Origin of the sequence: Arthrobacter sp. PvP103, from assembly GCF_017833075.1 — a bacterium.
Lineage (GTDB): Bacteria > Actinomycetota > Actinomycetes > Actinomycetales > Micrococcaceae > Arthrobacter.
Genome location: NZ_JAFIBQ010000001.1, coordinates 271,622 through 295,401, shown reverse-complemented (window position 1 = coordinate 295,401; position 23,780 = coordinate 271,622). Strand labels below are relative to the sequence as shown.

At 65.9% G+C, this 23,780-nt stretch carries 24 protein-coding genes; 16 read left to right on the top strand and 8 right to left on the bottom strand.

What is annotated here, in order from left to right:
* Nucleotides 1–55 precede the first annotated feature (55 nt).
* Nucleotides 56–850: a GNAT family N-acetyltransferase gene (locus JOE41_RS01360; protein WP_011692134.1), complete on the top strand. Its 795-nt coding sequence runs from the start codon at nucleotides 56–58 to the stop codon at nucleotides 848–850.
* Nucleotides 851–962: 112 nt separating this feature from the next.
* Here the strand turns inward: JOE41_RS01360 and JOE41_RS01355 are convergent, their stop codons facing one another.
* From JOE41_RS01355 to JOE41_RS01330, 6 genes are all read right to left on the bottom strand, one after another.
* The gene (locus JOE41_RS01355) at nucleotides 963–2,339 is read right to left on the bottom strand and encodes an MFS transporter (RefSeq protein WP_209750469.1); all 1,377 of its coding nucleotides are present in this window, start codon (nucleotides 2,337–2,339) and stop codon (nucleotides 963–965) included.
* 10 nt (nucleotides 2,340–2,349) lie between these two features.
* Nucleotides 2,350–2,679 carry a Dabb family protein gene (locus JOE41_RS01350; RefSeq protein ID WP_209750467.1) on the bottom strand — a complete coding sequence of 110 codons (330 nt, stop codon included), beginning with the start codon at nucleotides 2,677–2,679 and terminating at the stop codon, nucleotides 2,350–2,352.
* Between the two features lies 1 nt (nucleotide 2,680).
* Nucleotides 2,681–4,357 (bottom strand): FAD-dependent oxidoreductase, encoded by a 1,677-nt coding sequence (locus JOE41_RS01345; RefSeq protein ID WP_209750465.1) that lies wholly within the window; start codon nucleotides 4,355–4,357, stop codon nucleotides 2,681–2,683.
* A 95-nt stretch (nucleotides 4,358–4,452) separates the two neighbouring features.
* Nucleotides 4,453–5,214 (bottom strand): SDR family NAD(P)-dependent oxidoreductase, encoded by a 762-nt coding sequence (locus JOE41_RS01340; protein ID WP_011692130.1) that lies wholly within the window; start codon nucleotides 5,212–5,214, stop codon nucleotides 4,453–4,455.
* A 119-nt stretch (nucleotides 5,215–5,333) separates the two neighbouring features.
* Nucleotides 5,334–6,119: an IclR family transcriptional regulator gene (locus tag JOE41_RS01335; protein WP_011692129.1), complete on the bottom strand. Its 786-nt coding sequence runs from the start codon at nucleotides 6,117–6,119 to the stop codon at nucleotides 5,334–5,336.
* Between the two features lie 255 nt (nucleotides 6,120–6,374).
* Nucleotides 6,375–7,022 carry an acVLRF1 family peptidyl-tRNA hydrolase gene (locus JOE41_RS01330; protein ID WP_209750463.1) on the bottom strand — a complete coding sequence of 216 codons (648 nt, stop codon included), beginning with the start codon at nucleotides 7,020–7,022 and terminating at the stop codon, nucleotides 6,375–6,377.
* Between the two features lie 52 nt (nucleotides 7,023–7,074).
* On the opposite strand from JOE41_RS01330, the gene JOE41_RS01325 reads away from it, so the two are divergent.
* The 15 genes from JOE41_RS01325 to nusB all read left to right on the top strand — a co-directional run bounded on the left by JOE41_RS01325 (nucleotide 7,075) and on the right by nusB (nucleotide 21,221).
* Complete coding sequence (locus tag JOE41_RS01325) at nucleotides 7,075–8,499, top strand: replication-associated recombination protein A (protein WP_209750461.1); 1,425 nt, start codon at nucleotides 7,075–7,077, stop codon at nucleotides 8,497–8,499.
* A gap of 220 nt (nucleotides 8,500–8,719) precedes the next feature.
* Complete coding sequence (locus tag JOE41_RS01320; protein ID WP_011692126.1) at nucleotides 8,720–9,118, top strand: cupin domain-containing protein; 399 nt, start codon at nucleotides 8,720–8,722, stop codon at nucleotides 9,116–9,118.
* A 195-nt stretch (nucleotides 9,119–9,313) separates the two neighbouring features.
* Nucleotides 9,314–9,940 carry a 30S ribosomal protein S4 gene (gene rpsD / locus JOE41_RS01315; protein WP_011692125.1) on the top strand — a complete coding sequence of 209 codons (627 nt, stop codon included), beginning with the start codon at nucleotides 9,314–9,316 and terminating at the stop codon, nucleotides 9,938–9,940.
* Between the two features lie 145 nt (nucleotides 9,941–10,085).
* The gene (locus JOE41_RS01310) at nucleotides 10,086–10,460 is read left to right on the top strand and encodes a DUF948 domain-containing protein (RefSeq protein WP_011692124.1); all 375 of its coding nucleotides are present in this window, start codon (nucleotides 10,086–10,088) and stop codon (nucleotides 10,458–10,460) included.
* Between the two features lie 17 nt (nucleotides 10,461–10,477).
* A complete protein-coding gene (locus JOE41_RS01305) occupies nucleotides 10,478–10,708 on the top strand; it encodes a DUF6167 family protein (protein WP_011692123.1) in 231 nt (76 codons plus the stop codon).
* A 182-nt stretch (nucleotides 10,709–10,890) separates the two neighbouring features.
* Nucleotides 10,891–13,569 (top strand): alanine--tRNA ligase, encoded by a 2,679-nt coding sequence (gene alaS / locus JOE41_RS01300; RefSeq protein ID WP_209750459.1) that lies wholly within the window; start codon nucleotides 10,891–10,893, stop codon nucleotides 13,567–13,569.
* Nucleotides 13,570–13,576: 7 nt separating this feature from the next.
* A complete protein-coding gene (gene ruvX / locus JOE41_RS01295) occupies nucleotides 13,577–14,176 on the top strand; it encodes a Holliday junction resolvase RuvX (RefSeq protein ID WP_209750457.1) in 600 nt (199 codons plus the stop codon).
* The gene (gene mltG / locus JOE41_RS01290; RefSeq protein ID WP_209750455.1) at nucleotides 14,173–15,801 is read left to right on the top strand and encodes an endolytic transglycosylase MltG; all 1,629 of its coding nucleotides are present in this window, start codon (nucleotides 14,173–14,175) and stop codon (nucleotides 15,799–15,801) included. Before ruvX ends, mltG begins: the two co-directional genes overlap by 4 nt.
* Nucleotides 15,798–16,658 carry a shikimate dehydrogenase gene (locus JOE41_RS01285; protein WP_011692119.1) on the top strand — a complete coding sequence of 287 codons (861 nt, stop codon included), beginning with the start codon at nucleotides 15,798–15,800 and terminating at the stop codon, nucleotides 16,656–16,658. Before mltG ends, JOE41_RS01285 begins: the two co-directional genes overlap by 4 nt.
* 26 nt (nucleotides 16,659–16,684) lie before the next feature.
* On the top strand, nucleotides 16,685–17,884 hold the full coding sequence (gene aroC, locus JOE41_RS01280; protein WP_011692118.1) for a chorismate synthase: 1,200 nt from the start codon (nucleotides 16,685–16,687) through the stop codon (nucleotides 17,882–17,884).
* Nucleotides 17,884–18,483, top strand: a complete 600-nt coding sequence (locus tag JOE41_RS01275) for a shikimate kinase (protein ID WP_011692117.1) — start codon at nucleotides 17,884–17,886, stop codon at nucleotides 18,481–18,483. The genes aroC and JOE41_RS01275 overlap by 1 nt, the downstream gene beginning before the upstream one ends.
* Nucleotides 18,480–19,571 carry a 3-dehydroquinate synthase gene (gene aroB / locus JOE41_RS01270; protein ID WP_209750453.1) on the top strand — a complete coding sequence of 364 codons (1,092 nt, stop codon included), beginning with the start codon at nucleotides 18,480–18,482 and terminating at the stop codon, nucleotides 19,569–19,571. The genes JOE41_RS01275 and aroB overlap by 4 nt, the downstream gene beginning before the upstream one ends.
* Nucleotides 19,572–19,585: 14 nt before the next feature.
* The gene (locus JOE41_RS01265; protein WP_043430731.1) at nucleotides 19,586–20,104 is read left to right on the top strand and encodes a tetratricopeptide repeat protein; all 519 of its coding nucleotides are present in this window, start codon (nucleotides 19,586–19,588) and stop codon (nucleotides 20,102–20,104) included.
* Between the two features lie 143 nt (nucleotides 20,105–20,247).
* Entirely contained in the window at nucleotides 20,248–20,811 is a 564-nt protein-coding gene (gene efp, locus JOE41_RS01260) for an elongation factor P (protein ID WP_011692114.1), read from the top strand.
* A complete protein-coding gene (gene nusB, locus JOE41_RS01255; RefSeq protein WP_011692113.1) occupies nucleotides 20,811–21,221 on the top strand; it encodes a transcription antitermination factor NusB in 411 nt (136 codons plus the stop codon). Before efp ends, nusB begins: the two co-directional genes overlap by 1 nt.
* Before the next feature lie 62 nt (nucleotides 21,222–21,283).
* On the opposite strand, the gene JOE41_RS01250 is transcribed toward nusB, so the two are convergent.
* Together JOE41_RS01250 and JOE41_RS01245 are read right to left on the bottom strand one after the other, a co-directional pair.
* Nucleotides 21,284–22,276, bottom strand: a complete 993-nt coding sequence (locus JOE41_RS01250; RefSeq protein WP_209750450.1) for an IS481 family transposase — start codon at nucleotides 22,274–22,276, stop codon at nucleotides 21,284–21,286.
* Between the two features lie 128 nt (nucleotides 22,277–22,404).
* Nucleotides 22,405–23,685 (bottom strand): PrsW family intramembrane metalloprotease, encoded by a 1,281-nt coding sequence (locus JOE41_RS01245; protein WP_209750448.1) that lies wholly within the window; start codon nucleotides 23,683–23,685, stop codon nucleotides 22,405–22,407.
* Nucleotides 23,686–23,780: the final 95 nt, after the last annotated feature.

The window sequence follows — 23,780 nt, the reverse complement described above, 5'->3', positions numbered from 1 at the left end:
GGGGCTCCCCGGGACAACCGGGGAGCCCCTTGCCGTTGATAAAGGAGGTAGACGCATGGCTCGCATCGGACTGTCTGACATTGAATCCGCCATGGATGCTGCCTGGCCCGCCACCGACCGGGAAGAGTCCGGCGGCTGGGTTCTGCGTGCTGCGGGCGGCGTGACCCAGCGGGCCAACTCGATCTGGCCGCGTTCGGAGCCTGCCGGCACGCACCACGACCGGATGGCGCGGCTCCGGGATGCCCGGGCCTGGTACCGCAGCCGCCGGCTTCCGGTGATCTTCCAGGTCTTCGACGACTCCCGCAGTAGCGCCCTGAACGCTGTCCTCGACGAGGAAGGCTTCACCCGGCAGTCGGAGACCCTGGTCCTGGTGCGCGACGCCGGCGCGGAGCCCGTATCTGCTGGCGAGGCGCCTGACGCCGGCGTCGAACTGACTGCAGAGCCGTCGGCCGAATGGCTCCAGCTGTGGTGGAGAGTGGACGGCCGCGGTGGCGAGGAGTCCCTCGCCACCGCCCGCGCTATCCTCGAAGGCTGCCGGTCGCTGTACGCCCTGGTGCGGGACGACGACGGCGCGCCCGCCGCCGTCGGACGCCTCGCCGTTCCGTCCGGCACGGAGGGTGGCCTGTACGCCATGGCTACCCGCCCTGATGCCCGTCGCCACGGCTACGCGACCCGGGTTCTCCGGTCCTTGCTGCGTGAAGGTGACGCCCTGGGCCTCAGCGGATACTGGCTTCTGGTGACGGCGGCCAATGCCGGCGCCCGGGAGCTGTACGCCCGCTCGGGATTCACGGAAGCCGGACGCTACTACTATCGGCAGGAGCGGCCCAAGAGGCACCTGACCGGCTGCTAGGTTCCTTCGGTCGCATAGCTTTCGGTGGCGTGCGCCGGCCAGTGTCCGGGGTACTGATCGGGGCCGCTGGTGGGGCGCGGCGTGGTAGTTCCTTTCGGGCTGGTGCTCGGACTCAAGGGTTTTGCAGATCCCGCCGGGCGGCGGTACCGGCCAGGTACGGAGCACCCAGCTCCCCGATCGGCGTTTTGAACGTCTCACGGGAGTAGTACACCGAGGCTGCAGCTATGAGCATGCACACCGTGCCGAACACAGCCACGGGAACCCAGCCGGTGACGCCCGGGGTCAGGAGCAGGCCGGCAATCATCGGGGCGAAGCCGGCCAGGACGAGTCCCAGCTGGTTTCCCATCGCCATGCCTGTGTAGCGGACCGGTGCGGCGAACTGTTCCGCGAAGAATGCGGGCCAGATGCCGTTGAAGCCCGAGTACAGCAGCGTCATGTTCAGGAAAGCCGCCAGGAAGACCAGCACGATGTTGCCGGAGGACAGTGCAAGGAAGTACAGGAAGATCGTGGCTGAGCACCCGAACGCGGCCGTAAGCAGCACGGGCCGGCGGCCGATCCGGTCCGAAAGTCTGGCCGCCACCGGCATGGCAAACATGGACAGCCCGATGGCGACGGCGTTGACGGTCAGGATGGAGGCCCGGTCAAAGCCTGCCGTGGAGGTGGCATACGCGAGGCCGAAAACGGTGAAGATGGTCTGCATGACGGACATGATCGACATTCCCACAACGCGCATCACATCAGGGCCTTGGAACTTAAGCACTTCCTTGAGCGGCATCGGGGCGACCTTCCGGTGTTCCTGGGCCTCTTCGAAGACCGGAGTTTCGTCCAGGTGCGTCCGCACCCAGTAGGCGATGGCCAGGACCACGATGGAGAGCCAGAACGGGATGCGCCAGCCCCAGCTCATCATTGCTTCCTGCGGCAGGGCCGTGACCGGAATGAACACGAGGGTGGCCAGCACCATGCCGGAGGCGTAGCCGGTCATCACGAAGCTGGTGAAGAAGCCGCGTTTACCTTCGGGCGAGTGTTCCAGGGTGAGGGTGGAAGCGCCGGCCGACTCCGCACCGGCGGAGAAGCCCTGTGCCAGCCGCCCCGCCACCAGGAGGACCGGTGCCCAGACGCCGACCTGTTCGTAGGTGGGCAGGAATCCGATGCCCAGCGATGCCAGGCCCATGATGCCCAAGGTCAGCAGCAGGATCTTCTTCCGGCCCAGCTTGTCGCCGAAGTGGCCCATCACCAGCCCGCCCACCGGCCGGGCTACGTAGGCGACGCCGAAGGTGGCGAAGGCGCCGATCAGGCCGATGGCGGGGTCGGCGGAAGGGAAGAAAAGGTGCGGAAACACGAGGGCGGCGGCGGTTCCGTAGATGAAGAAGTCGTAGTACTCCAGAGTGCTGCCGAGGAATGACGCCAAGGCTGCCTTGCCCGGGGTTTTGCGCGGGGTCGTACCCTGGGCGTCATGTGGCGGGATTCGGGTTGCGGGTGCAGATTGCATGGGGTTCTCCTTAAGACGTCGGTGTCTTAGTGGAAGCCGGCTGGGAATCCGGGAGGTGGAAGTCCACCGAGAGGATTTGCCGGCTGTTGGGGAATGAGTAGGCCTTGAGCGGCTGGTGCAGCGGATGCGTGTTGTACACCGCGATGTCCTCGACCGTTTTGAAGTCGGCGACGATGGCGTAATCGAAGGAGCGCTCGGTACCGAGCAGGTCCGGGCCATGGCTCAGGCTGAGCATGCCGGGAATGTTCCCGGCCATCCTGTTGAGTCCGGCGATCCAGGCCTGTTTATCGGCGGGCGGGAAGTCCGGTTTGAACTTGAAGAGTACGGTGTGGCGGATCATCTCAGGCTCCTACCAGTTCCGCTGCTGCCTCGTTTTCTTCAGCCGGGCGGTACTCCGGCGACCGGCCGGCGATGGTGCGGCCGGCGAGGTAGCCCATGGTCATGATCGGTCCAAGGGTGGCGCCGGCGCCGGGGTAGCCCGCGGCGTAGGCGTTTTCGGCCGTGTTGCCGGCGGCGAACAGGCCCTCGATGGGGCGGTTGTCGACGTCGAGCACGCGGGCCAGCCCGTCGGTTGCCACGCCGCCGTTGGTCCCGAATGCGCCGTTGACCACCTCCATGGCGTAGAACGGGCCGGCCCGCAGCGGACCCAGGGACGGGTTCGGGTACAGGTTCTCCTCGTCGCCCCAGTACTTGTCGTACGCGCTTTCTCCGCGGCCGAAGTCGGGGTCTTCGCCCTTGACCGCAAACCCGTTGAACCGTGCCACGGTTGCGCTGAGGTTTTCCGCGGGAACGTTGATCTTTGCCGCGAGTTCTTCCAGTGTGGCCGCCTCGATCAGGTAGCCGGGGGCGGGCTGGCCGGCGCGGTGGGCCAGGATGCCGTACCGCTCCATGTAGGCGTGGTCGACTATCACGTGTGCCGGCGTGTTGAGGGTCTGGTTCGCGGCGGAATCCCAGGACTGCAGGCTCCGGGCGAGGTCGTTGTAGTTCTGCGACTCGTTGGCGAAGCGGCGGCCATGGCGGTTGACCATGATCGATCCCGGGCCCTGGCGCTCGAAGCGGAGCAAGGTGCCGATCGGCTGCCCGTCGCGCGTGTCGCCGGTGACCGACATCGGGGCCCACCAGGCTTCCCTGGTGCCGCGGGTCTGGCCGCCGATCCGCTGGGCCATCCGCAGGCCGTCGCCGGTGTTCGAGGGCGGTGAGCACATAGTGTAAAGCCGCGAGGCCAGCATCGAGTCGGCCAGTGCCTTGTCCCATTCGAAGCCGCCGGTGGCCAGTACTACGGCATCGTTCGCCTGGAAGACTTCGCCCGATTCGAGCTCGACGCCGGTCACCCGGGCGCCGTCCGTGAGCAGCCGGTGGCCCCGTGCTTCGGTGACGAAAGCGGCACCGTCGCGGACCAGGCTGGCAAGGAGCATGGACACCAGGGCCTGGCCCTTGGCCACGAGCCCGTCAGCCTGGCGCTGGTTGAGGTCGTCCCAGGGGAACTTGGTGAAGGCACCCCAGTTTTCGTATTCCTGCATGGTGAACGGGGCCCTGCCGTCGGTGCGGACGTGCGCGGTGAGTGCGCCGAGGGCTTCCTTGCTGTTGAACAGTTCGGGTTCCACCGTGCGGCCACCCTCCACGGCGCCGGGGAGGTCCTGGCGGTAGTCCGGGAAGTTGTTGAGGAAGATGAAGCGGACGCCGCACTCCTCCTCAACAAACCGGAGCATCTGGTCCCCGTAGTCCAGGGCGGCGTCCAGGAGCTCCGCCCGTCCGCGTCCCCGGGCCACGGCGCGCACGTACTTTGCGGCCGCTTCCTTCGAATCGGTCATGCCGGCTTCCCGGGCGTGGTGGTTGTCCGCCACCCACAGCATGCCGCCGGAGACGGCGGACGTGCCGCCCAGCACGGCGCTCTTTTCCAGGACGACGACGGATTTGCCGGCGCGCGCTGCGGTGGCCGCCGCGGTGAGTGCACCGGCGCCGGATCCGACGACGACGACTTCGTAGCTTTCCGCTGCGGTTCCATTGACGAATTTCATGGGTGTTGCCTTTCAGGAGGGAAAATTGGTTGCGCAGATGCCTGCGCGAACGGTTCTGCCAAGCGGCTGCCCGGGGCCGGGAACCCCGCGCCGGGTCAGACGGCGGTGTAGCCGCCGTCGATCACGAGCTCGGAACCGGTGGTGAAGCGGGATTCGTCGGAGGCCAGGTACAGCACCCCATAGGCAATCTCGTCCGGCTTGCCCTGCCGGGGAAGGGGATTGGAGCCCACCAGCTGCCTGTAGTAGGCCTCGGCGCCGATGTCTGACTGCTCGGCCGAGCGGCGGCTCATCCGGGTGTCCATGGAGCCCGGGTGGATGGAGTTCACCCGGATGCCATGGGCTCCGTACGCCGCCGCATCGGACTTGCTCAGGAGCCGGACGGCACCCTTGGTCGCGTGGTACAGCGGCACGTTCCGTCCGCCCGTGATTCCGTGGATGGAGGAGAAGTTGACGATGCTGCCGGCGCCCCTATCGATCATGCCGGGGACCACGTGCTTGGTCATCAGCCAGACACCCTTGACGTTGACGTTGAAGATTGTGTCGAAGTCCGCCACGGAGGCGGTGTGGGAGGCTCCGGCGGGCCCGATGATTCCGGCCGCGTTGACCAGGATGTCCGGCGTGCCCAGGTCGTCGATGACCCGGCGGATCGCATCGGCGACGCTGTCCTCGCTCGTGACGTCGACGTCGTACTGGCTGATGTTTGCGTGGGACGCGCCTGCCGGGATGCCGGCAACGTCCAGGCTGGCGACTACTGCGCCGTGTTGAGCCAGCAGGGCGGCAGTGGCGCTGCCCAGGTCGCCGCGGCCGCCGGTGACGATTGCGGTCTTACCAGCCACCCGGTTCGCTGTGGTGTTCATGGGTTTGCTCCTCGTAGCTCCTGCAGCTTCTTTGCCGCGTCTAGCCAGAGTGGCAGGGGAGGTGTGACTGGAACCACATGATTGCCGATGAACGGCAATGCAGCGTCCAAGAGCTCCGGTCAGTGGCTCTGGCGGACGGTCCCCTTCAGCTCGCCGCGCCAGCCCAGGGCCCGCGAGATTCCCCGGGCGGCGGCCATCAGGACGGGGACCCGGGCAGCCGCGTTCTCCTCGTTGCGCGGCACCACTACGCTGAGCGCGGCGCGGACTCTGTTGTCGGGTCCAAAGACGGGGACAGCGATGCCGCTGGATTCGGGCACGATCACGCCCGGCATGGCAGCAAAGCCGCGCTGCCTGATCTCGGCCAGGTGGCGGCGGAGCACCGCAGGGTCCGTGAGGGTGGTTTCGGTGAACTTTGTCAGCGGACGGGCCAGGAAGCTGCCCTGATAGGCCGCCGGGGAGTGCGCCAGCAGAACCAAACCCGAGGACGTTGCGTGCAGCGGCAGCCTGCCGGCGATTTTCGTGATGTCCACGATGGTCTTGTCGGAGCCAAGCCGTTCGATGTACAGCACTTCATCCGAATCCAGGATGCCCAGCGTGGTGGAATGCTGCACAACTGCCTGGACGTCCTCCATGAAGGGCAGGGCGGCCTCCCGCAGTCCGAGCATCTTGGACCCGCGGGAGACGAGTTCCCACATCCTGGTGCCGATGTGGACGTCGCCGCCTGGCTCGCGTTCGAGGAGCCGTTCCTGCAGCAGGTCGTTGACCAGCCTGTAGGTGGTGGTTACGGGCAGCCCGGTCCTGCGCCCGAGTTCGGCGACGCTCATGGAAGTATGGCGGTCGTCGAAGGCGCTCACGATTTTCACGAAGCGCCCGATGATTGACTCGCCCGATGCGGAATTGGCCACTCTTCTCCTCAGGATTCCCGCTCAATGGTAATCCTCCTCCCGGGCGCCGGGACCACCGGGGTGAATCGGTCATCAGCCGCGCCGTGCGGCCCATGAGCGCGTTCGGCCGGGACCTGCCCTCCGGGACAACGACAGTCCCGTCCTGGCCTCCTGCGGCTGCACCGCCTCCTGAGCAACCTGCCACGTGTTCCTCGGGAGGGAGGCCTTCGACACGCTGGGCGGGCGCAGCGAGGATTAGGTGGAGCAGCGGCGGGGCTAAGCCGGCGGGTCGGTCACCAGGATCCGGACCGAACACGCGTCGGCTGCAGCCTGCTTCAGCACGGAAGCGCGCGGGTCCGGGACGTCCAGGAACGCAAGCCGGGACCGCGCCGCGTAGCGTTTCAGTACGGGTGCGCCGAGGACTTGCTCGGCAAGGGTGCGGTCGCCGCCCGGCACCAGGTATTCGATCCGGTGCTCCCCGAAGATCCGGTCGGCGTGCCCGGCGACCGCCTCCACCAGCGCATCCGCCTGGTTGGTGCGGCGCCGGGCGAACCGCTGCTGGGACCCGCCCCCGGCGGCAGTCCTGGACTGGATGTGGCGGGTACCGGTTTTGGAGGCAAGGGCGGCGCCGTCACGGACCACCGCCACTGAGTAACCGCCGCGGCGGACCAGCACCAGCCCGACCGTCCGGGACTGCGCCGCCAACGAAGCCAGCCGTGCCACGGCATCGGCGCCGCGGCCGGGCCGTCCGTCCGCCGGCCACGGCGACTGCAGCAGCGCCACGGCACCGTCCGCCGCGGACAGTTGCAGGCCGCCGTCGAGCTCTTCTTCGACAAGGGTGCCGTGGCTTGCGGCAAAACGCTCCACCCATCCCGGCAGCCGTTCACCGGAGACGAAAGCCACACGGGACTCTGGGTTTGGCATCGCGTGGTTCTCCGTTGTTAGGGGCGTCCTGAACTAGAAGTAGCCTATCTATGTGGATGATCTCTTTGGCCAAGGGCCGGACAACGACGACGACGGCGGGACTGTGACGCCGTCCGGGTCGGCAGTTTCCGGGCTGGCCGCCGGCCGGACGCAGCCCCGGAGCCCGCTGGCGGTCCGGATGCGGCCGCGCACCCTCGACGACGTCGTGGGCCAGCAGCACCTGCTGGGGCAGGGTTCCCCGCTGCGCCAGCTAGCCGCGGGAGCGGGGGCGGATTCCGCCGGCCCGGCCGGCCCCACCTCGCTCATCCTGTGGGGTCCTCCAGGAACCGGCAAGACCACGCTTGCCCATGTGATCGCGAAAGGCCCGGGCCGGAAGTTCGTCGAACTGTCCGCCATCACCGCGGGCGTCAAGGACGTACGGCGCGTGATGGACGAGGCGCTCACGGCGCGGGACCTCTACAAGACCACAACGGTGCTTTTCCTCGACGAAATCCACCGTTTCAATAAAGCCCAGCAGGACGCGCTGCTGCCGGGGGTCGAAAACCGCTGGGTGGTCCTCGTTGCCGCCACCACCGAGAATCCCTCGTTCTCGGTCGTGTCCCCGCTGCTGTCCCGCTCGCTGCTGTTGACGCTCCGTCCGCTGACCGATGCCGACATCGAGGGCCTGGTCCAGCGGGCCGTTTCTGATCCCCGCGGACTCAACGGGAAAGTGAAACTAAGCGAGGAAGCACTGGCGCACCTGGTCAGGCTGTCCGGCGGAGACGCGCGCCGAGCGCTGACGGCGCTGGAGGCGGCCGCCGGCGTGGCTTTCGGTGATGCCGACGACGCCGACGACGGTCCCGTCACCGTGGAACTGCGGCATACCGAACGTGCCCTGGATGTTGCCGCCGTCAGGTACGACCGTGCGGGGGACCAGCACTACGACGTTGCCAGTGCCTTCATCAAATCGATTCGCGGATCCGACGTGGACGCCGCACTCCATTACCTGGCACGCATGCTGGAGGCCGGGGAGGACCCCAGGTTCATCGCCAGGCGCATCGTGATCTCGGCTGCGGAGGACGTCGGGATGGCGGACCCCACGGCGTTGCAGACTGCCGTGGCGGCGGCGCAGGCCGTGCAACTGATCGGCATGCCCGAGGGGCGGATCGTGCTGGCCGAGGCCGTGGTCCACCTGGCGACGGCCCCGAAGTCCAACGCCGCCTATATGGGCATCAACAAAGCCACAGCCGATGTACGGGCCGGCTTGGGGAACGGCATCCCCGCCCACCTGCGGGATGCCCACTATCCGGGTTCCAAACAGCTCGGGCACGGGCAGGGTTACAAATACGCGCACGACGCACCGCACGGCGTTGCCACCCAGCAATATCCACCGGACGACCTCGTGGGCCGGGACTACTACCAGCCCACCGCCAACGGCGCCGAACGGGAGATTTCCACCAGGCTGGAGCGGCTCCGGAAGATCATCCGCGGCGGCTGACGGGCCGGCCCCTGCGGACGGTGCACTTGCCCGTTGACTTCCGGCGGCGGAGGGCTAACGTTGAATTACGTCAGCACAGATCTGCTGTACGTGCGTGCCTTGAGGGGGACATCAGCACACTTGCCGGTTGCCCGTTCGCTCAGGCCCGGGCCGGCCGCCGGCACGGAAACAGCCCGGCACAACCCTATGCGCCTCCTTCCCAGTTCCCAGGCAGTGTCACATGTCCGCAAATTTCGTCACAGCAATGTCCGTGAAGTCGTTCGACGTTCCGGACAAGAAGCGTTGCCCCGACAAGGCCGAGTTCGATCTGGTCACCGTGAACGATTACTCAGTGGCCCGGCTGATACTCAACCCCGGCTGGCGGTGGTCGGAGAGCATCAAGCCCCTCGAGAAGACCGACTTCTGCCAGCACAACCACCTCGGATTCTGCGTCTCCGGTGTCATGGAAGTGGAAACCCCCGACGGCGTCCGTTCCACGATCCATGCCAACGACACCTACACGCTGCCTCCCGGCCACGATGAATGGGTGGTGGGGAACGAGCCGTTCATCGCCGTCGAGTTCCTGGGCGCCGCGTCCTTCGGCCGTCCGGCCAGCCGCGGCGTCCACGCGCGGACCTGACGGCAGGCATCAGGGACGGCAGGCCGCATCGTGGTAGGATAGTTCGTTGTCTGGCAAGGCACGGACGCACAATCCACCAAATTCACTTTGATGAGGTTATGCCCTGCGCCCAGTAGCAAAAGGCAGCGGTTGGCCGATGCTCTCCATCGTGGAGGCCAGTAACACTGACACACCGCAGATATTGGAAGGACACAAGTGGCTAACAACACTCGTGCTCGCCGTACCGCACGCCTTTCGCGTGCACTCGGCATTGCTCTGACCCCCAAGGCCGCCAAGTACATGGAGCGCCGCCCGTACGGCCCCGGTGAGCATGGCCGTGCCCGCAAGAAGCAGGACTCCGACTACGCCGTACGTCTGCGCGAAAAGCAGCGTCTGCGCGCCCAGTACGGCATCCGCGAAGCCCAGATGACCCGTGCCTTCGAAGAAGCACGCCGCACCAAGGGCCTGACCGGTGAAAACCTGATCGAACTGCTCGAAATGCGTCTCGACGCCCTCGTGCTCCGTGCCGGCTTCGCCCGCACCATCGCCCAGGCCCGCCAGCTGGTTGTGCACCGCCACATCCTGGTTGACGGCATCCGCGTTGACCGCCCGTCCTTCCGCGTCGGCGAGGGCCAGCTGGTCCACGTCCACAGCCGCAGCGAAACCATGCCTCCGTTCCAGGTTGCAGCAGCCGGCGCGCACCGCGACGTCCTGCCCCAGGTTCCGGCCTACCTGGACGTCAAGCTTGACGCCCTGCAGGCACGCCTGGTTCGTCGCCCGAAGCGCTCCGAGGTTCCCGTAACCTGCGAAGAGCAGCTCGTCGTCGAATTCTACGCACGCTAAATAAAAGCAGCGTATACAAAGAAGCCCGTGGCAAGCGCCGCGGGCTTCTTTGTATGTAAGGTACTGGGGGGAGTTCCGCAAGAGCGGCCACGGCGCCGGTGCGGAACCCGCAGCAGTCCACGGAAATACAAGGAGATGAACGTCTATGTCTGGTGGCGATATTGCCGGCCTGATCGCGGCAGGGGTGTTTGCGCTCCTCGTGCTGTTACTCGCCGTGCCGATCCTGAAGCTCGGACGGGTTTTTGATGAAGTCCGGACGTCCATCCGTTCGATTAGCGACGGCGCCACACCGCTCATGGACGAAGTCACGGCAACGGTTTCCACCACGAACCAGCAGCTCAAGAAGGTTGACGGCATCTCGTCCAACGTCTCGGACGCCTCGGCCAACATCTCCGCCCTCTCGTCTCTCGTGGCGGCAACCGTGGGTTCTCCGCTGATCAAGGTGGCAGCCTTCAGCTACGGAGTCCGCTCCGCCCTCTCCGCCCGCAAGAAACCCGCCACCGGCCGCCGCAGCCGCTAATCCCGACGGAGCACTCAATGAAAAGAATCCTCTGGATGGGAATCGGCGTCGCCATCGGCGTCATCGCTTTCCGCAAGATCACCGAGGCCCAGTCCACCTTGGGCCCTGAAGGCCTCAACAGGGCGGTGGGCCGGCTGGCCGACGGCATCTACGACTTTGCAGACGCTGTCCGCGATGGCATGCAGGAGCGCGAAAGCGACCTGCGGGCTGCACTGGGCATTGACACCCAGGAGCTGGTGCGGCGCTAACCCGCAGCCCCTGGAACGGCCCGGAAACCGGTCCGGCACCCGCGCGGACATCACAATGCCCGGCGTAGGGGAGAATTAAACCGGTGGCTCCGGCATGTGCCAGGGCAGCCACGCGTTGCATTGCGTGAACCGCACGCATCAGAACTACACGCAGTACACCAAGAAGGGTAAGTAACCAGGTTATGAAGTCGCAGGAGATCACCAAGCGCTGGATCGACTTTTTTGTCAGTAAGGGCCACACGGCGGTGCCTTCCGCATCACTGGTCTCCAGCGACCCCTCCCTGCTGTTCACGGTGGCCGGCATGGTTCCGTTCATTCCGTACCTGACGGCCCGCGAGGAGGCGCCCTACAACCGCGCCACCAGCGTGCAGAAGTGCATCCGCACCGGCGACATCGAGGAAGTCGGGAAGACCGCCCGCCACGGCACCTTCTTCCAGATGTGCGGCAACTTCTCCTTCGGCGACTACTTCAAGGAAGACGCCATCAAGTTCGCCTGGGAGCTCCTCACCACCAGCGTCGACGACGGCGGCTACGGCCTGCCGCCCGAGAAGCTTTGGGTCACCGTCTACGAAGAAGACGACGAGGCCGAGCAGCTCTGGCTCAAGAACACCGGCATGCCCGCCGAGCGGATCCAGCGGATGGGCAAGGCGGACAACTACTGGTCCACCGGCCAGCCCGGCCCGGCCGGACCCTGTTCCGAGATTTACTACGACCGTGGCCCTTCCTACGGCGTCGAAGGCGGCCCCATCGCCGACGAGAACCGCTACGTCGAAATCTGGAACCTCGTGTTCATGCAGTACCAGATCGACAACGTGCGCTCGAAGGTGGACTTCGACATCACCGGTGAACTGCCCAAGAAGAACATCGACACCGGCCTGGGCATGGAACGCCTGGCAATGATCCTGCAGGACGTCGAAAACATGTACGAGACCGACCAGGTCCGTCCCGTCATCGACAAGGCCGCGGCACTGTCCGGCAAGGAATACACCTCGGCCGAGTCCGCCGACGATCCCCACCACACCGACGATGTCCGGATGCGCGTAGTGGCGGACCACATCCGGTCCGCACTGATGCTGATCGCCGACGGCGTGACGCCTTCCAACGAAGGCCGCGGCTACGTACTGCGCCGCCTCATCCGCCGGGCCGTGCGCTCCATGCGGCTCCTGGGCGTCGAAAAGGCCTGCCTGCCCGATCTGCTGCCGGCTTCCCGTGACGCCATGAAGGGCGTCTACCCGGTGGTGGAGACCGACTTCGACCGCATCAGCCGCATCGCCTACGCCGAAGAGAAGGCGTTCCTGCGGACCATTGCTTCCGGCACCGCACGCCTCGAGGACGCCGTCAAGGATTCCAAGGCAGCCGGCCAGCCGCTTTCCGGCGCCGATGCTTTTGCCCTGCATGACACCTACGGTTTCCCGATCGACCTGACGCTGGAAATGGCCGAAGAAGCGGGCCTGAAGGTCGACGAACCCGAATTCCGGAAGCTGATGCTTGAGCAGCGCCAGCGCGCCCAGGCGGACGCCAAGGGCAAGAAGGGTTCGCACGCCGACCTCAGCGCCTTCCAGGAGCTGCTGGCCGAGGGGGAGACGGTCTTCACCGGTTACACGGAGCTTGCCGGCGAATCCAAGGTCCGCGGCATCCTTTCCGGCGGCCGCAAGGTTTCCCAGGCCTCCACCGGCGAGGAAATCGAACTGGTGCTCGCCGAGACCCCGTTCTACGCGGAAGCCGGCGGCCAGGCTGCCGACACCGGGCTCATTACGGGAGACGGCTTCGTCGTCGAAGTGCTGGACGTCCAGCGCCCTGTCAAGGGCCTGAGCGTGCACAAGGCGATCGTCCGCGAGGGCGAAATCGGCGCGGACTCGCTCGTGCAGGCGGCGGTGGACCGCGAGCGGAGGCACTCCGCAGAGCAGGCCCACACCGGCACCCACATTGTGCATGCCGCCCTGCACCAGATCCTCGGCCCGGAGGCACTGCAGCGCGGTTCCTACAACAAGGCCGGATACCTGCGCTTCGACTTCGCCTGGGGAGAGGGACTCAGCGCTGCCACGCGCTCTGAAATCGAAGAAGTTTCCAACCTGGCCATCCGCAACAACTTCCAGGTTGAGACCAAAGTCATGGCGTTGGCCGAGGCCAAGGCCCTCGGCGCCATGGCGCTCTTCGGCGAGAACTACGGCAACGAAGTCCGGGTCGTAGAGATCGACGGCGCATGGTCCCGCGAGCTTTGCGGCGGAACCCATGTGGCCAACACCTCGCTCATCGGCAGCCTGTCACTGCTGGGCGACCAGTCCGTCGGCTCGGGAAACCGCCGCGTTGAAGCCTTCGTGGGAATGGAGGCTTTCCGGCACCTGGCTGCCGAGCGGGCGCTGGTCACGGAGCTTACGGAAATGCTGAAGGTGCCGTCAGGGCTGCTGGCGGACCGCATCGCCACCACCCTGACCAAGCTCAAGACGGTGGAAAAGGAACTAGAGCGCCTGCGCAAGGAGCAGCTGACGGCTGCCGCTGCGCAGCTGGTGGGTACGGCTAAGGACGCTGCCGGGGTGAAGGTCATTGCGCACGACGCCGGACAGGTGAGCGGCGCTGACGACCTCCGGGGACTGGCGCTTGACCTGCGCACACGTCTTGGCTCCGAGGCCGCGGCAGTTGCGGTTGCGGGTGTGAGCAACGACCGCCCTGTGATTCTTGTCGCCACCAACGAGGCGGCCCGTGCCGCGGGTGTGAAGGCCGGAGCACTCGTCCGGCTCGCAGCCGGGATCCTCGGCGGCGGCGGTGGCGGCAAGGACGACGTCGCCCAGGGCGGCGGCACCGATTCCGCGAAGGTGCCGGTGGCGCTGACCGCCGTCGTGGACGCAATCACGAGGCGATAACCGAACCGTGAACCAATCTGTTGAATCCGACGCCTACCCCCGGGGCATCAAACTGGGGGTGGACGTGGGCACGGTCCGTGTAGGCGTCGCGGTGTGTGACCGCGACGGCATCCTGGCCACACCGTTGAAGACGCTCGAGCGAAACGCCAAGAAAAATACGGATGTCCGTGTGCTGGCGGGTCTGGCATCCGAGCTTGGCGCCGTGCAGGTCTTTGTAGGGTTGCCGCGTACGCTCAAAGGGGAAGAGCATGCTTCGGCCCGGATGGCGACGGATTATGCGGAGCTGCTGGCCGAAGCCCTCGCGGCCCGTGGATCGGACATTCCGGTGCAGCTCGTGGACGAACGGTTGAGCACAGTGATGGCCCACCGCAACCTGCACGAAGCTGGCATGAGCAGCCGGAATCACCGTAAGGTAGTGGATCAGGTTGCCGCCGCAGGAATACTGCAGCACGCAATCGACATGCAAAAAGCCAGGGGAACGGATGTAGGAAGCCGCGTGTTCGCGGTTTCCCAGCCGGGGCTTTCCGGGGACGCCGCAGCGGAAAACGCTGATCCGGCAGTCCCGGGAATCAATGTGCAATCTTCAGAAAATGGAAGGCAACAGTGAGCCCGGTTAACAGCGGAGAGTCCTCAGGTGAGGAATTCAGTGACTCCGGACGTCAGCTGACGCGCAAGGAAATTCGGGCCAGGGAGAAATCCCTGACCACCGACGGTAACGACGTCGTCCCGCCGCAGGCGTTTGAAACCGGCCACTCGCCGCAGGTTCCGCCCGCCATGCCGGCGGAGCCGCCCACCGTGCAACAGGACGCTGTTCAGGAACCTGCCCGGGAACCGGTGCACCACGAGCCCGTGCAGCACGACGAACCGCTTCACCCCGACGCGCCGTTGCATCAGGAAGCCGTGCACCCCGAACCGCTCCACCACGAGGAACCGCTGCACCACGACGACTCTGCGGAGTTCGCCCCGCATGCCGGCTACCCCGTGCACCACGAGCACGAGGATGACGCGCACCACGTCTACCCTGTGCACCCCGACCACGAGGACGACGAGCACCACGTCTACGATGACGCCCACCTCTATGCAGCGGGGGAGCACCACGAGGAGCATCTTGACGAACCTGCACATCCGCTGATGGCCGGCGGCTCGTCCGTGGCGGTCGTTCCGGCTACGTCCAAGAAGGTCCGCCGTCGTCGACGCTGGCTCGCACTACTGCTGACCCTTGCGGTGTTCGTGACTGCCCTGGTGGTGGGCGCCCAGTTCCTGAAACCCCTTCTGGGCGGGAACACGATCGCCGATTACCCCGGCCCCGGCACCGGCGAGGTGAATGTTTCCGTGGAGCCCGGTGAAGGTACCCGGTCTGTGGCCACCAAGCTCGCGGAGCAGAAGGTAGTTGCCAACCCGGACACGTTCCTGCGCGAGCTCACAGCTTCCGGCGGCACGATAGCCCCGGGGGAATTCCAGTTTCGCCAGGAAATGAAGAATTCAGACGCCGTGGCCGTGCTGCTGGGCAAGGGCGAGGGCAAAGTCATGTACTTCGCCCTGAGCGCCGGCTTGAGGATCGGCGAATCACTGCAGGCGATATCCAAGGGCTCCGGTATCCCCGTTGCCGAACTCAAATCGCTCAGCGACTCCCCGGCCCAGTTCGGACTGCCGGCGAAAGCCAAGAACCTTGAAGGTTACCTGGCTCCGGGCGAGCACCGGTTCCCGCTGGGAACGCCGGCGAAGGAGATCCTCCAGAACCTTGTGACCACCACGACCGACGAGCTGAAGGCGCAGGGAGTCACGGATCCCGCGAAGCAGTACGACGTCGTCACGGTCGCCAGCATTGTCCAGGCTGAAGGCGGCCAGGCCGAGTACGGCGACGTCGCCGGTGCCATCTACAACCGGCTCAAGCCGAACAACACCGAGACGGCCGGCCTGATCCAGTCCGACGCAACGGTGACTTACGGGCTGGGAATCAAGAGCTTCCACATCGACGAGGATCAGAAAGCTGACAAGTCGAACCCCTACAACACGTACGCCAACCAGGGGCTTCCGGTGGGACCCATCGGCTCACCGGGCAAGAACGCCATCGACGCGGCAGCCAAGCCGAAGGCCAACGACTACATGTACTGGGTGACCATTAACCTGGACACCAAGGAGACGAAGTTCTCCAAGACGCTGGCTGAGCACAACCAGTACGTGGAGCAGTACAACGCCTGGTGCGCCGCCAACGCAGGACGTTGCACGTGACCTTGAAGGCTGCCGTCCTTGGGCACCCGATCGGCCATTCGAAGTCCCCGGCCCTGCACCGCGCTGCCTACCGGCGTTTGGGAATCGACGTCGAGTATTCCGCCATCGATGTGACTGTTCCCGACCTGCCGGCCTTCATGGCGTCGGTCCGCAACCAGCCCGGCTGGTGTGGACTGTCCGTCACCATGCCGCTCAAGACGGCCATGGTTTCCGAGGTTGACGAGGTCCGCGGCGTAGCCGGCATCCTCGGAGTGGTCAACACGGTGGTGTTTGAGGCCGACGGTACGGCCGTGCGACGGGTCGGCTACAACACCGACGTCGCGGGCATCGTCAACGCCGTGCGGCATGCCGGCGTGGTTTCCGCACCGTCAGCCGTGGTCCTGGGCGGCGGCGGAACCGCTGCCGCCGCGATCGCCGCGCTCAAGGACCTCGGCGCACCGTCTGCTGATGTCTACGTGCGCGACGTGGGCCGGGCGGCAGAAGCCCGGGCTGCCTCCCAAGGCGTGGGCCTTCCCGTCCGCATCCTCCCGCTATCCGGCGCGGCCGCCGCAATGGCCGCCGCCGACGTCGTCATCTCCACGCTCCCGCCCCGCGGGGCCGACGCCCTGGCGGACGAGCTCGCGGGCCTCGGGGCCCGGACGCCGGGAGTGCTGCTGGATGTCGCCTACGATCCGTGGCCCAGCAGGATAGCCTCCGTCTGGCAGGACGGGGGAGGCGCCGTGGTTCCCGGCCTGGAAATGCTGCTCTACCAGGCAGTAGAGCAGGTGCGGTTCTTTAGCGGCCTTGGCGACGACGTCACGGCCGAAGTCATAGATGTGATGTGTGACGCAGTCGGGGCACCCCGACGAGTGTTCTAACCGCCCTACGTGGCAGGATGGATTTTATGTTGCGTTGGTTGACTGCCGGTGAATCCCATGGACCGGCACTGGTCGGAATAATTGAAGGCGTCCCTGCCGGTGTTGAACTCACCAGCAGCCAGATCGCGGATGCCCTCGCCCGCCGCCGCCTCGGCTACGGCCGCGGTGCCCGGATGAAGTTTGAGCAGGACGTCGTTACCGTCCTTGGCGGCGTGCGCCACGGCATCACGCAGGGCGGTCCGGTGGCCATCCAGGTGGGCAACACTGAATGGCCCAAGTGGGAGCAGATCATGGCTGCGGACCCCGTGGCCCCCGAGATACTGGCGGACCAGGCACGCAACGCACCGCTGACGCGGCCGCGCCCCGGACACGCGGACTTCACGGGCATGCAGAAATATGGCTTTGACGAAGCACGTCCCGTACTGGAGCGCGCCAGCGCCCGCGAAACCGCTACCCGCGTTGCACTGGGCACCGTGGCGTCGCAGTTCCTCAAGCAACTGGGCATTGAACTAGTCAGCCACACAGTTTCGATCGCCAGTGTCTCTGTGCCGGAAGGGCGCCCGCTGCCTGTACCCGCCAACGTGATTGCCCTCGACGCCGATCCGCTCCGTTGTTTTGACCGGGAAACCTCCGACGCCATGGTGGCCGAAGTTGACGCCGCCCACAAGGAAGGCGAAACCCTCGGCGGTGTGGTGGAGGTGCTGGCCTACGGCCTTCCGCCCGGACTCGGCAGCTACGTCCACTGGGACCGCCGCCTGGACTCCCGCCTCGCCGCCGCCCTGATGGGCATCCAGGCCATCAAGGGTGTTGAGGTTGGCGACGGATTCCTCACGGCTTCCCGCCGGGGCTCAGCCGCCCACGACGAAATCGTCAAGGACTCCGACGGCCGGATCATCCGCACCAGCAACCGGGCCGGCGGCATTGAAGGCGGCATGAGCATCGGTGACGTTCTGCGGGTCCGCGCGGCAATGAAGCCCATCGCCACCGTTCCGCGCGCCCTCAAGACCATCGACGTGAGCACCGGGGAGGCCGCCAAGGCCCACCACCAGCGCTCTGACGTCTGTGCTGTTCCGGCCGCCGGCGTAGTGGCTGAGGCCATGGTGGCACTCGTATTGGCCGAGGCAGTGGCGGAGAAGTTCGGCGGCGATTCGGTCGCGGAAACGGCACGGAACATCAAGGGTTACCTGGACAACATTCCGGCGTCCCTGGACTCGATCGGCCAGTAGTGCCGGCCAGCAGCAGGAACGGCACTGCGGCCCGGCGGCCCATTGCGCTCATCGGACCCATGGCCGTTGGCAAGTCGGCAATCGGCCACCAGCTTGCTCAACAGCTGGGGGCGGCGTTCGTCGACACCGACGTCGTGATCGTGGAAAACCACGGAACCATTCCGGACATCTTCGCCGCCCGCGGCGAGCGTGCGTTCCGGGAGATTGAGGCCCGGACCGTCGCCCGGGTCATCGAAGAGGCCGGGAACACCGGCACCGTCATTTCCCTCGGCGGCGGGGCCGTACTCGACTCCGGCACCCAGCAGCTCCTGCGCCGCTGCACCGTTGTCTACCTTGAGTGCGACGCCGACACAGTTTCGGAGCGCATAGCCCGCAATTCCGGCCGTCCGCTCCTGGCCGGAGACGCCATGGGCCGGTGGCGTGCGCTTTTTGCCACCCGGCAACCGGTCTATGAACGGCTTGCCGACCTAGTTTTCGATGTCCGCCACGGATCCGTCACGGATCTCGGGCACCGGCTGGAAGAGGCGCTGCGTGAGTACGCGGCGGCACAAACCGCGGCGGCGGAGCCAGTGGCCGCTACAAAGGAAGTTGAAAAGTGAGTAGCGAATCAACCGTCATCAAAGTCACCGGCAAGTCTGCCGCTGACAACTACGACGTCATTGTGGGCCGCGGCCTGCTTGGACGCCTTCCCGAGCTGCTGGGCGAGCGTGTCAAACGGGTTCTGGTCATCCACCCGCGGGCCCTCCGGCTCACCGGTGACACCGTCCGCGATGAGCTGGCCTCGGCCGGGTTCACTGCGCTGACCGCAGAAATCCCGGACGCCGAAGAAGGCAAGCACATCCAGGTAGCCGCGTTCTGCTGGCAGGTCCTGGGACAAAACGACTTCACCCGCTCCGACGCCGTGGTGGCAGTAGGCGGCGGCGCCGTCACGGACCTCGCCGGCTTCGTGGCGGCCACCTGGCTCCGCGGCGTTAAGGTCATCCACATGCCCACCAGCCTTCTCGGCATGGTGGATGCATCCGTCGGTGGCAAGACCGGCATCAACACCGCCGAAGGCAAGAACCTGGTGGGTGCGTTCCACCCGCCGGCCGCCGTCCTCGCGGACCTCGATACGCTCAGCACCCTGCCGAAGAACGAGCTCATTTCGGGCATGGCCGAGGTCATCAAGTGCGGGTTCATCGCCGACCCCGCCATCCTGGACCTCGTGGAAAAGGATCCGTCCGCAGTCACCGATCCGCAGTCAGCGGTCCTCCGCGAGCTGATCGAGCGCGCCATCGCCGTGAAGGCCGACGTCGTGTCCGAAGACCTCAAGGAAACCGGCCGGCGCGAGATCCTCAACTACGGGCACACCCTGGGCCACGCGATCGAGCTAGTGGAACGCTACTCCTGGCGCCACGGCGCCGCTGTTTCGGTGGGGATGATGTTCGCCGCTGAACTCGCCCGCAGCGTGGGTCGCCTCAGCGACGCCGACGCCGACCGTCACCGCACCATCCTGGAAACGCTTGGACTGCCGATCACCTACCGCCGGGACCGGTGGCAGGGGCTGCTGGACGGCATGCGCCGGGACAAGAAGTCCCGTGGAGACCTGCTTCGTTTCGTGGTCCTGGACGGCATCGCCCGCCCGGGAATCCTTGACGTTCCGGACACGTCCCTGCTGTTTGCCGCCTACCAGGAGATTGCCTCTTGATGACGGGGAGCGTCATGATTGATTCCATGGGCGGCACGAGTGAGTGGCCGGACGCAGGGTTCCCGGGTGTCAAGATCAACCCGGACACCCTCATGCCGGGAATCGTCAACGAAGAGGCATGCAACCTGGCACTTCAGGCGTCCTCCGATCCGGCGGACCGCATCATGGTCCTCCTGGCGGAAGGCCACGCCGGCGATGCCGCGGAGCTCCTGGCCGAAGCACGCTACAACGACCCCGAATCTTTCCGGCTCCGGGCCTTTGAAGCCGAGCTCCTGCGGGTTTCCAAGCGTTATGACCGGGCAGTGGATCTTTACCGCCAGCTGTTGGCGGAGGTCCAGGGAACCGAGCTGGAGGCCATGGCGCACCAGCACCTCGGCCGTGCCTACTATGCCGGAGGCAACACGGCAGCGGCCGTCGACGAGTTCGCCAAGGCCCTGGACCTCCGCGTTGCGGGGGCCGCGGATGCCGCGCTGATCTACTCGTCCACAGTCGCGCTGCAGCGTGCGCGGAACGTCCTGGAAAGGTCGTCCTAGGCTCGGTCGCAGCAGCCCGCCGGCATTGCCGGTAGAATGGTTCTTGGATTTTTGACAAATACTCGCTGGCGGCCTTTTGGCGTGCCTGCCTGACATAACCGGCTGGCGGCTAGAAGCGGTCAGAGACAAACCAGAGGATACCAGTGGCAACCACAAACGACATCAAGAACGGAACCGTGCTGAAGCTTGAGGGCCAGCTCTGGAACATCATCGAGTTCCAGCACGTCAAGCCGGGCAAGGGCGGCGCTTTCGTCCGTACCAAGATGCGCAACGTTATGTCCGGCAAGGTGGTCGACAAGACCTTCAACGCCGGCCTCAAGATCGAGACCGCCACTGTGGACCGCCGCGACTACCAGTACCTGTACCAGGACGGCGCTGACTTCGTGTTCATGGACACGCAGGACTACGACCAGATCACGGTTTCCGGCGCCACCGTAGGCGACGCCACCAACTTCATGCTGGAAAACCAGATGGTCAACATTGCCATCCACGAAGGCACCCCGCTGTACATCGAACTGCCCCCGAGCGTCGTGCTTGAAATCACCTACACCGAGCCGGGCCTGCAGGGCGACCGCTCCTCCGCCGGCACCAAGCCCGCCACGTTGGAGACCGGCTACGAGATCCAGGTGCCGCTGTTCGTCGAGAACAACACCAAGGTCAAGGTTGACACCCGCGACGGCAGCTACCTCGGCCGGGTCAACGACTAGTGAGCGCCCGCGGTAAGGCCCGTAACCGGGCCCTGGATGTTCTTTTCGAGGCGGAGCAGCGCTCCCTCTCGGCTTTCGATGTGCTGCGGTCACGCCGTGAAAAAACCGACCAGATCGTCAACCCCTACACCCTCGAGATCGTCGAAGGCGTGGTGTCCCACCAGGCCGCCATCGACGAATTCCTGGAAACCTACTCGCAGGGCTGGACACTGGAGCGCATGCCGTCGGTGGACCGCATCATCCTGCGCATCGGCACGTGGGAACTTCTCTACAACGATGACGTTCCCGACGGCGTGGCGGTCAGCGAGGCCGTCGCCCTTGCCAAGACGCTGTCCACGGACGAGTCACCGTCCTTTATCAACGGCCTCCTCGGCCGGCTCCAGCAACTGAAGCCTTCGCTGCTGGCATAACAACAACATGAAAAAGGACCGGTCCCCGCCAAGGCGGGCGCCGGTCCTTTTTGTTTGCCCGCCTAGCTGTACTGCTCAGGCAGGTTGGTTAAGCGGCTGATGGGCGGGTGGCCTCCGATTGCGGTGTGGGGCCTGTGGTGATTGTAGTGGTGCAGCCATGCCGGGAGGGCGTTTCTGCGGGCTGATTCTGTGGCGTAGAAGCGTTTGAATGCCCATCCGTCGGCCAAGGTGCGGTGGAACCGTTCGATCTTGCCGTTGGTCTGCGGACGGTATGGGCGGGTCTTCTTGACCTTGATGTTCAACTCCCGGCAGGTGTCCCGCCAGAGGTGGGATTTGTAGGCTGAGCCGTTGTCGGAGAGGACCCGCTCGACGGTGACGCCGCGGGCAGCGAACCAGGACACGGCCCGTTTCAGGACGGCGGCTGCGGTGGGCGCGGTTTCGTCGCCGTGGATCTCGGCGTAGGCGACCCGGGAATGGTCATCGATGACGGTGTGCACGTAGGAGGTGCCGATCAGCGGGTTGCGGTGGCTGCTTTGCGGTTTGTCAGGTGTACCTGCCCGATTCCTGTTGCCTTCCTTCCGGCCGACGTAGCGCCAGCCGCCGCCGTCGGGAATGTTGCCGAGTTTTTTCACGTCGACATGGATCATCGCCCCCGGTGTCTCGTGTTCGTAGCGGCGGATGACTTCCCCGGTGCGCTTGTCCACGTGATGCAACCGGTTCAGCCGGCACCGCACCAGGACCGCGTGGACCGTGGAGGCGGGCATGGCCAGTTTCGCTCCGATCGCGACCGGCCCCAGCCTTTGCTTCCAGCGCAGGTGCACGACCTGGCGAACCAGTTGCGGCAGGGTCCGGTTCGCCACCCGGTGTGGGCGCGAGGATCTGTCGGTCATACCGGCTTCGCCCATCGCGGCATATCGGGCCGCCCACCGTTTGGCCGTGGGCCATGAGCAATTGAACTGTTCGGCAGCCCGAGACACCGGCCAGCCGTGGTCAATGACGAGACGCGCGACGCGTAACCGTTGGCGCGGAGTCAAAGCGGCATTAGCGTGGGACATTGAGGACCTCCTGGTCGCCTCAGCGGTTGTCTAAGCAACTCCACTGTGCAACCGGAGGTCCTCACCCATGAGTCAACGACTCCAGCGAGTCATCACATTCACCCAACCAACGTCCCTGAGCAGTACACCTAGCGCAGCACGGCGTCCCGCCGGGCCACGACTTCTGCGAGCTGGTGGTGCTCGTCCAGCTGGTGGGCCGGAACGTCCCGGCCACTGAGGATCCGTTGCCGGATGAAGGCAAGCCGGGTGGCCGATCGCAGGAACGCTTTCATCTGCGGCCCCCGGCCGAACTGCTTCGCCCAGCGGACCGCAGAACGGCGTCCGCCGGCGGTTGCCAGCATCTCCACTTCCGGCGGCGTGAACCACCCCGCGGCTGCATACTCCTGGAGCCGCTGCCGCGTTAGCCGGTTCTCCGCCACACGCAGCAGCACAATAACGACGACGGCCAGCACGAAGATGGGCACCTGGACCACGATGTACTGAACCAGGAAGTCCTGGCCCATGCTGTTCCACATACTGTGCAGGATCATCGCCGGGACCAGTCCCACGGCGAACGCAACGACGGACATCCCCGGGTGCCAGCGCCGCGCCGCAAAACCGAGAATGAGTCCGGTGGTACCCGTGAAGATGGCGTGGGCGAACGGGGACATGACGCCCCGCAGGAAGAACACGACCGCGAGGTCTGTGCCGGGTGTTGCGGACTCGGCGATGGCCCGGCCGAAGTAGAGGATGTTTTCCGTAAAAGCGAAGCCGCCGGCAATGGTGAAGGCGAACACCACCCCGTCCACTGGGCCGTCAAAGTGCTTCCGCGCCAGCACAAGCAGTAGCAACAGGCCCAAGGACTTGGCGAACTCCTCCACCACGGGGGCCTGCACGGTGACGGCAAAAGTCCGGTAGTCCACGCCGGCCGGGGGCACCGCTGCCAGCGCAAAGACCGGCTGGATCAGCAGCGTGACGGAAATGGACACGACCGCGCCCCACATAAAGGCGAACAGCAACAGGCGCTTGGGCTCGGGCTCCCAGCGGTCAATGACGTAGACAGCGAGGAGCACGGCGCTCAACGGGATCAGGGACGCGATGAAGCCGATCACGAACCCGGTGACGCCGGTGTTGCCAACAAGGTAGGGGAGGACCAGGAAGAGGCTGGCAAAAGCCAGGAAGCCGCCGCCGCCCACGAGTCCTACAACTCCCGCACTTGACCGGCTGCGCACCGCGGCAGGCGGCATCATGGTGTTCACGGTGGGCGCGTGGTTGCTGGCGGGTGCCGGACGGTAGTGATCGGGCAGGACCTGGCCCATCCAGGTGGGATTGGCCTGCTTCGGCAGCTCCTGCCGGGGCCAGGGTGGCTGCTGCCCGTATCCGTGGCCGCCGGTGGGATCGTGCTGCGGCCAGGGCGCGTTCGATGTCATGGGACTGAGCCTATGTCCCCGTCACTGTCGCTTCCAAGGCGACAAGCGCGGCGGTGCGGGCCCGCTGGCAGGACAGTGCGGGCCCGCACCGTCGG